Below are 8,266 nucleotides of genomic sequence, written 5' to 3' on the forward strand. Positions count from 1 at the left end.
TCAACGGATTTTAAGTCCGTAGCGTCTGCCATTCCGCCACGCCCCCTTAGCTATCAGTGTGAGTTGTGACAGGGTTGTCTACCCCGCTTTACTATTCCAGCACTAAAGGGAAATTTATGCAACTAAAAAAAGAAAGTAGGTGTGGAGACAAGGGAGACAAGGGAGACAAGGGAGCAGAGGAGCAGAGGAGAGATCGGGAGCACTAGCCACTAGCTACTCACTACACCCCACACCCTAAACCCCACACCCCACACCCCACACCCTAAACCCCACACCCTATTTACTAGCCACTCGCCACTCGCCACTCACCTCACCGATCGCTGATAACTGATAGCTGAAGAGCGGTACAATATCTAAAAACAGGGAATACACCTTAGTCAACAAAGAACTCGCCTCAGGCGATCGCTCGTTCATTTATACCTAATCTTGGGAAAAAATTTATGATGGTAGCCCTACTGTACTTAGCTTTGGCAGGAGCATACTTGCTTGTCGTCCCAATCGCACTACTGCTCTACTTAAATCTCAGGTGGTATACGGCTACTTCCTTCGAGCGCGGTTTTATGTACTTTATGGTATTCTTTTTCTTCCCAGGTTTATTGGTTTTATCGCCCTTCCTCAACTTTCGACCCAAGCGTCGCCAAATTCAGACATAGGTAAAGAATTACATAGGAGTGGTTAACACAGTTGCAATGCGACGAATTGACGCGATCGGAGTGACTCTAGGAGTCTTTGCTGCTGGAGGCTTAGCATACGTTGCTCTAAAAGTTGCTGGCTTAGATAATCTAGAAGCTGGCATCTGGAGCCAGCTATTATTAGTAGGTGGTTTGATTGGATGGCTGCTAAGCTATCTCTTTCGCGTGATGGGGAAGAAGATGACCTATCACCAGCAGCGAAGCGCCTATGAAGAAGCTTTCTGGCAAAAAAAGTTAGACGAACTCTCACCGGAAGAACTGGAAAAGCTGCAAGCCGAACTGGAAAAAGAAGAAAAGATTAATTCGTAACCCATAATTTATGACTGCTATTTCCGAGTGTTTTAAGTCTTTGCGCGATCGCCAAGAGTGTGCCTTGATCCCATTTATTACAGCTGGCGATCCTGACTTAGCAACGACCGCTGAGGCACTACGGGTTTTGGATGCGGCAGGTGCAGATCTCATAGAGTTGGGCGTTCCCTACTCCGATCCACTGGCTGATGGACCCACGATTCAAGCAGCAGCTACCCGCGCTTTGCAACGGGGAACAAAGTTAGAGCAAGTATTGGAGATGGTCGCGGCTGTCAAGTCAGATTTGCGATCGCCAATTATTTTATTTACTTACTACAACCCGATTTTATACCGAGGAATCGAGTCGTTTTTTCAACAGATCTCTCAAGCAGGGGTAGCAGGATTAGTCGTACCAGATTTGCCTCTAGAAGAGGCGGAATACGTGTTGCAGGTGGCAACCCAATATGGGGTAGAAGTCATACTATTAGTGGCTCCTACCAGCTCGGCAGAACGAATTGAGGCGATCGCAAGGCATTCCCAAGGATTTATTTATTTAGTGAGCGTGACTGGCGTTACTGGGATCAGAACTGGATTAGAAGCACGCGTGCAGGACTTGTTACAACAAATTCGGCAGATGAGCGATAAGCCAATAGGGATTGGCTTCGGCATTTCTCAGCCAGAACACGCAGCACAAGTAAAACAGTGGGGTGCAGATGCAGTCATTGTGGGTAGTGCCATAGTGAAGCGTCTAGCTGAAGGGACACCAGAGCAAGGACTCGCCGCGATCGCCGAATTCTGCCGCAGTCTCAAAGCTACTATTGCTAATAAATAATCTCGATCCTAAATCATCTAGATACCTACTCCTCTGCTCCCTGCTCGTGCGCTCCCTTGCCACTGATAACTGATAAAGAAAACAGAACGAATTTGAACTTACCAGGCAAACTGATTGTATTTGAAGGTGTTGAAGGTAGTGGCAAAACAACACAAATTCAAGCCACACAATCCTGGCTGCGGGAAATTTTAAGCTCTACGACTCCTAAGCGAGATGTCATCGCAACGAGAGAACCAGGGGGGACTCAATTAGGGGCAAAACTGCGCTCTTTGTTGCTGGAATCTAGAGGCGAAGCACCCATATTCAGCACGACTGAACTGTTATTGTACGCCGCCGATCGCGCTCAACATGTAGAAGAAACGCTCAAGTTGGCGATCGCCTCTGGCACAATTATTCTGTGCGATCGCTATACCGATTCCACGATTGCTTATCAAGGTTACGGTCGCGGTTTAGATTTAAATTTAATCCATCAACTCAACGCGATCGCAACTGCTGGGCTGGAAAGCGACTTAACAATTTGGTTAGATCTCGATGTAGAAGTCGGTTTATCCAGAACTAAAGGACGGGGAAGCAACGACCGCATCGAACAAGAAGCGATCGCCTTTCATCGTCGCGTTCAACAGGGATATTCAGAATTCGCTCGACAAAATCCACACCGCATTGTACGAGTTGATGCTAGTTTGAGTGAAAGCGAAGTTCGTCAACAGATTCAGACGATTTTGCGCCAACACTTAGCCGAAATACTGCGATGATGAACTCAACACGGAGACACGGGCAAGATCGTGCTGTTGTCATAGGAGGGAGCATTGCTGGTATGCTGGCTGCACGGGTACTAGCAGATGATTTTGCTACTGTCGCGATCGTTGATACAGATATGCTACCCAGCCAGCCTCAACCTAGAAAAGGCGTACCCCAATCAGTACAACCTCACGTTTTGTTTGCCAAAGGGTACAGAATATTAGAAGAACTTTTTCCGGGCATCGGTGCTGAACTTTCTACTGCTGACGCACTATCAATTGATTGGTTGCGGGAGTTTCATCACTTTACTTACGGTAACTGGAGTGCCAACACGACATTTACCTCAGAAATTATTTCCTGCACTTGCAGCCGTCCGTTGCTAGAGTGGGCAATTAGACGGCGCATTTTAGAAATACCTAATATTGAAATTATTGCCAAATATCGCGCAACGGGTTTGGTGCGAGATTCTCATGGCGATCGCGTTACAGGTATTCGCTTACGTCCGGTGGGTGAACTTACAGAGAGCGAACTGGTCGCTACATTAATTGTCGATGCTAGCGGTCGTCGTTCCCAAGCACCACAATGGCTAGAAAGCGCGGGATTTCCCCCACCACCTGAAACCGTCGTCAATCCGTTTCTCGGTTATGCAACGCGGCGCTACCGCGCTCCCGCAGGATTTGATGCAGATTGGAAGATAATGTTAATTTCCCAATCGCCACCAGAGAATACAAGATTGGGATATTTAGCCAGAATTGAGGGAGGAGAATGGATTGCTACACTAGGCGGCTACAACAAAGATTTTCCACCCTTGGATGATGAAGGCTTTTTAGCATTTGCCCGCAGTCTACCCAGTCAGAGATTTTACGAGGCGATCGCATCTGCCGAGCCTGTATCGCCTACCTACGCTCATCGTGCGACTGCTAACAGATTGTATCACTACGAAAAAATCAAGCTACCGCAAGGTTTTATTGCTTTAGGCGATGCAGTCTGCGCCCTGTGTCCGATTTATGGGCAGGGGATGACAATCAGTGCTGTGGGAGCGATCGCATTACGCGACTGGTTAAAGCAAGGATATGCCTCTCATGTAAGTGCTTTAGATTTAGACACCTCAGACTTTCAAAAACGTTTGGCTAAAAAAAATTCTCTAGCTTGGACTATAGCAACGACTCAAGACTTAGGCTTTCCCAAAACAGAGCAACACCCAACTAACAATTCAAATAGATCGTCGTCAAGCAAGCTAGGCAAGTTCATGCGTTGGTATAATCGGCAGTTGATGAAAGGTACGAGTTCTAGACCAGAACTACATGCCTTAGTGTTGGAGGTAGGGCAAATGCTCAAATCGCCTCTTGCCTTCTACCATCCTAAGATCGTCTGGCAGGTGTTGACAGTTATCAGGGAGCAGGGAGCAGGGAGCAGGGAGCAGTTATCACTGACCAGTGACCAGTGACCAGTGACCGTGACCTCTTTCTTTTCACGCACCACTCACCACGCACCACTCACCACTCATTTATGACTTACGACTTACGACTTACGACTTCTCCATGACCGCTTCTTTTGCCCAACTTATCGGACAGCATCAAGCAGTAGAATTATTGACTCAAGCGATCGCGCAAAATCGCGTTGCTCCAGCTTATTTATTTGCGGGACCGGAGGGCGTAGGAAGGTGCATGGCAGCTAAATACTTTGTAGAACAATTATTCTGCTCTCAAATTCCAGATTCCAAGCAGCAACAAGTTCGCCAGCGCTTGCAGTTGGGGAATCACCCCGATGTTTTGTGGATCGAACCGCCGCAACCTGAAGAAAAACGCAAAGCAGCACCAGTTATCCGCATCGAACAAATTCGCCACATCGAGCAATTTCTCAGTCGTCCACCTCTGGAAGCACCTCGTGCTGTAGTCGCGATCGAGTCAGCCGAATCTATGACAGAGGCAGCGGCAAATGCGCTATTAAAAACCCTGGAAGAGCCAGGACAGGCAACAATTGTGTTGATCGCTCCCTCTACTGCATCGTTATTACCAACGCTGGTATCGAGATGTCAGCGCATTCCTTTTTATCGCTTGGACTCTCAGTCTTTAGCTCAAGTACTACAACAAGTCGGCTACGCGCATATTTTGAGCCAACCAGCTATTTTGGCACTAGCCCAGGGCAGCCCAGGGGAAGCGATCGCGGCTTGGCAAAAGCTAGAGGTAATTCCGGCTGAATTACTGGCAAAACTTCAGCAGATTCCTCCATCTTGTCATGAAGCTCTAGATCTTGCGCGTCAAATCGATCGCACTCTAGATTTAGAAACTCAAATTTGGTTGGTAGACTATCTTCAGTATTGCTACTGGCAAAAGTTTTTGGCTAGCGAAATGCAGCACTTTCCCTTGGAAAAACTGGAGACAACTAGGCGTTACTTACTCTGTTATGCCCAGCCTCGACTTGTTTGGGAAGTCACGTTACTAGGTTTGACAGATATAGAAATGTTGCGGGGAACGCCTTTATATCTATAAATCACCCTATAGATAGTTGCTAATTTTGCCATTGGCAAAAAAGCCCAAAGCGATCGCAATTGTTAAGAGTTACAAAAATTGCGCTCTACTTTTGCCAAGTTTATGATTAATTTGCCAACAAGTGGATCTTTTTGCCAAAACTGCAATGAAAGAAAAATCTTTAGAAAGAGGTGTCGATGGTTTTCTGATTTTGCTGTTGCCACTAGCATTTGCGATCGTCATCTTCTTTACAACTTGGCCTTTACTGCTGGGGCTAGCAATCTTTAGTATTGGTTATAAAGTATGGCAGTACTATCAGTGGCAACAATGGAGTCGGCAAGTTAATCCCATTTTTTTGCAAGTTATTCAAGCTAATCAAGGTCGGATCGCGCCATTAGATTTAGCAATCAAGGCAAATTTGTCTGCTGCTACAGCTAAATACTATTTAGATAGTAAAGCAGCCGAATTTGGCGCCCAGCGACAGGAATATAAAGACTTAGGGACAGTCTATTACTTTATCACCTCCAGCACTTTAGGCAGTATGCTGGACAAGAGCGAACCGCTTAAGGAATTAGAGCCAGCAAAAGAAAAAGCTCAGAATGTTCAGCAAATTGCCTCGCAGTCAGTTAAGCAAGCCGAATCGCTTCCGTTAGAAACTGTCTCAGCTTTTTCTCCTACTCCTAATGCTCCAGAAAGCGCGACCTCCATACAATTGCCGCAGCCGGACGACACCGCAGTAGCTACAGAACAATCAATATCCCACAACCAAAATCAACCTTTACCCCAAACCCTGATCCAGTCAGAACTGGCTAAGCGGCTGAATGTCTATTCCAGCACTGTGTATAAGCGGCGAGACGATCCAGATTTCCCTGAGTGGACTCGCAGCCGCGATCCTGATGGCATTTCCTGGGGATTTTCGGCTGAAACTAAGGAGTTTTATCGAATTTAGTCATTGGTCATTGGTCATTGGTCATTTGTGCGCAATTGGGAGCTGAGTTCTTCCCTACTCCCTGCTCCCTGCTCCCTGTTAACTGATAACTGACTTCCTCTAGCCTCGGAAATAGAGTTTAAATCGTGTTTTGCCATTTTTTGCAGCAATCCCGCGAGGATGCGATTGACTATACCGATTCCTTCGTAAATCCAGCTGGTGTAAACCTGTATCAGGCTAGCACCAGCGATAATTTTTTCCCAAGCATCTTCAGCCGTAAAAATTCCTCCGACACCGACAATTGGTAACTGTCCTTGAGTTTGTTGGTAAATAAACCGAATAATTTCTGTAGAGCGATCGCGTACGGGTAAACCACTGATTCCTCCAGCTTCTTCGACAATTGATTTGCCAGTTTTAGCAATTATCTGCGTTTTTAATCCATCACGGCGGATTGTGGTGTTAGTGGCAATAATTCCAGCCAATTGATAAGTTTGGGCAATGTTAAGAATATCGACGATCGCTTCCCACTCTAAATCGGGAGCAATTTTCACTAAAATCGGTTTTTGTCCCTGATTTTCCTGTTGTAAGGCATCTAAAATTAAGCCTAACTGAGCTGCGTCTTGGAGCGATCGCAACCCTGGAGTGTTTGGAGATGAAACGTTCACCACAAAATAGTCACCCCAGGCTTTCAACAACCGAAAACTGTGGAGATAGTCGGCTGCGGCTGATTCTAGAGGAGTAATTTTTGATTTTCCTAAGTTAATGCCTAAAGGTATTGGTCTAAAAGTAGGAGAATTATTGTTCTCAGCTAACCGTTGCGCCATCACCGCTGCGCCATGATTATTAAAACCCATGCGATTGAGAACGGCAAAGTCTTGAGGCAATCGAAATAGACGCGGACGAGGATTTCCTGGTTGAGAATGAAATGTCACCGTCCCCATTTCGGCAAAGCCAAAACCAAAATTCGACCAAATATGAGCCGCTACCCCATCCTTATCAAACCCAGCAGCTAATCCCAAAGGATTAGGAAAATCGATTCCCCAAAGTTGCTGTTGCAATCGCTTGTCTTGCAAACCTGTAGATTTTTGCAGTTGCTCTAAAATCTGTTTCACACCAGGACGAGCGCGATTTCGATCCAGCCAATCTAAAGAACGAATGACGCGATCGTGCATCCACTCAGGATCGGCTTTGATGCCATCAAATAGAAACGGTCTAATTGCAGATTTGTAAATATCCACTTTATGAGGGAGTAGGGAGTAGGAAGTAGGGAGTAGGGGAAGAGGTAAGAGATCTGGTCACTAGTCACTGGTCACTGGTCACTGTCTCCAGCTCCTCTCTACAGTCCAATGGCGATCGCTCGATTGATAAATTCTCACACCTGGAATTTCAGCTTGAGTGACGAGTTGTTCGACCTCATCAATTGTAAAAGCTGCGTGCAGAGAATCGCGGAATAAATCTTTCTGGCGATCGCTGTATTTCGTACCAATTCCTTCAACTAACCGATCTATAGTTGCCGCATCACTTGGACGAATTAAATCTCTAATACAAATGGCTCCTTTGGATTGCAATACTCGTTTGAGTTCTTGCAAAAAAGGCAAGGGGTTCGGTAAGTGATGAACGAGGCTGTTAGAAATGACTAGATCGAAGTAATCATCAGGATAAGGTAGGCGCTTAGCATCTACTAATTCCAAACTAATTCGATCTTGCAAGCCTGCGTCTTTAACGTTCTGAAAACCTAATTTCAACATATTTTCTGCCAAGTCAATCCCCCATATTTGCCAATGAGGATGCATTTGACTGAGAATAATTGGAATTCGAGCTGTACCAGTTCCCGCATCGAGAACTTTAGCTGTGTCCAACCGACATAACTCACTTGCGGTTTGAGCAAAAGCAGTGTTGACTTCTACGAAATCCATCGCATCGTATTCAACTGCTTCCTCCCAAGAGTCCATCACTTCCGGTTCTAGAATTCTTAGTAATTTGTTATTAGTCATTGGTCATCGATCGTTGGTGAGCGGCTAGTGGCTAGTGTCTAGCGGCTGGATTCTTCTCTAGTCACCAGCCACTAATCACTAGTTACGTTTTAGTACGTTTGGCAACTCGGCAAAGCTGGCACAAACTTTTCTCTAGTCACCAGCCACTAGTCACTAGTCACTCGATCGCCAGTCGCGCTAGCGCAGCTCCTAGCTGTACGCAGACAATCCCAAGTAGTGCGCTACCTAACCAATAAAGGCTAGCAGTTGCAATTTGATGGTTTCTTGCTAATGCTACCGTATCTAAGCCATAGGTGGAAAAGGTGGTGTAGGAGCCTAAAAAA

Annotated in this window: 11 protein-coding genes; 7 read left to right on the plus strand and 4 right to left on the minus strand. The window is 46.1% G+C overall.

What is annotated here, in order from left to right; genetic code table 11:
* Positions 1-276: 276 nt before the first annotated feature.
* Positions 277-414 carry a hypothetical protein gene (locus ACRC32_RS01670; RefSeq protein WP_438552349.1) on the minus strand — a complete coding sequence of 46 codons (138 nt, stop codon included), beginning with the start codon at positions 412-414 and terminating at the stop codon, positions 277-279.
* A gap of 2 nt (positions 415-416) precedes the next feature.
* Here ACRC32_RS01670 and ndhL point away from each other — a divergent pair, with 2 nt between their 5' ends.
* The 7 genes from ndhL to ACRC32_RS01705 all read left to right on the plus strand — a co-directional run bounded on the left by ndhL (position 417) and on the right by ACRC32_RS01705 (position 5,970).
* Positions 417-653: an NAD(P)H-quinone oxidoreductase subunit L gene (gene ndhL, locus ACRC32_RS01675; protein ID WP_438552355.1), complete on the plus strand. Its 237-nt coding sequence runs from the start codon at positions 417-419 to the stop codon at positions 651-653.
* Between the two features lie 36 nt (positions 654-689).
* Complete coding sequence (locus tag ACRC32_RS01680) at positions 690-1,001, plus strand: DUF3007 family protein (protein WP_438552356.1); 312 nt, start codon at positions 690-692, stop codon at positions 999-1,001.
* Between the two features lie 10 nt (positions 1,002-1,011).
* Positions 1,012-1,812, plus strand: coding sequence for a tryptophan synthase subunit alpha (gene trpA, locus ACRC32_RS01685; protein ID WP_438552350.1), 801 nt, complete (start codon positions 1,012-1,014; stop codon positions 1,810-1,812).
* A 92-nt stretch (positions 1,813-1,904) separates the two neighbouring features.
* Entirely contained in the window at positions 1,905-2,564 is a 660-nt protein-coding gene (gene tmk, locus ACRC32_RS01690) for a dTMP kinase (RefSeq protein ID WP_438552357.1), read from the plus strand.
* The gene (locus ACRC32_RS01695; RefSeq protein ID WP_438552358.1) at positions 2,564-3,997 is read left to right on the plus strand and encodes an FAD-dependent oxidoreductase; all 1,434 of its coding nucleotides are present in this window, start codon (positions 2,564-2,566) and stop codon (positions 3,995-3,997) included. Before tmk ends, ACRC32_RS01695 begins: the two co-directional genes overlap by 1 nt.
* Before the next feature lie 94 nt (positions 3,998-4,091).
* Positions 4,092-5,042: a DNA polymerase III subunit delta' gene (holB, locus tag ACRC32_RS01700; RefSeq protein ID WP_438552351.1), complete on the plus strand. Its 951-nt coding sequence runs from the start codon at positions 4,092-4,094 to the stop codon at positions 5,040-5,042.
* 145 nt (positions 5,043-5,187) lie between these two features.
* Positions 5,188-5,970: a hypothetical protein gene (locus ACRC32_RS01705; RefSeq protein WP_438552352.1), complete on the plus strand. Its 783-nt coding sequence runs from the start codon at positions 5,188-5,190 to the stop codon at positions 5,968-5,970.
* Between the two features lie 14 nt (positions 5,971-5,984).
* Here the strand turns inward: ACRC32_RS01705 and ACRC32_RS01710 are convergent, their stop codons facing one another.
* The 3 genes from ACRC32_RS01710 to ACRC32_RS01720 all read right to left on the minus strand — a co-directional run.
* Positions 5,985-7,187, minus strand: coding sequence for a quinone-dependent dihydroorotate dehydrogenase (locus ACRC32_RS01710; RefSeq protein ID WP_438552353.1), 1,203 nt, complete (start codon positions 7,185-7,187; stop codon positions 5,985-5,987).
* Between the two features lie 78 nt (positions 7,188-7,265).
* Positions 7,266-7,943, minus strand: coding sequence for a class I SAM-dependent methyltransferase (locus ACRC32_RS01715; RefSeq protein ID WP_438552354.1), 678 nt, complete (start codon positions 7,941-7,943; stop codon positions 7,266-7,268).
* A gap of 157 nt (positions 7,944-8,100) precedes the next feature.
* Positions 8,101-8,266: fluoride efflux transporter FluC (locus tag ACRC32_RS01720; protein WP_438552359.1), on the minus strand; the 166-nt coding region annotated here is incomplete at its 5' end.

The sequence above is a fragment of the Chroococcidiopsis sp. genome (assembly GCF_051657925.1).
Lineage (GTDB): Bacteria > Cyanobacteriota > Cyanobacteriia > Cyanobacteriales > Chroococcidiopsidaceae > Chroococcidiopsis.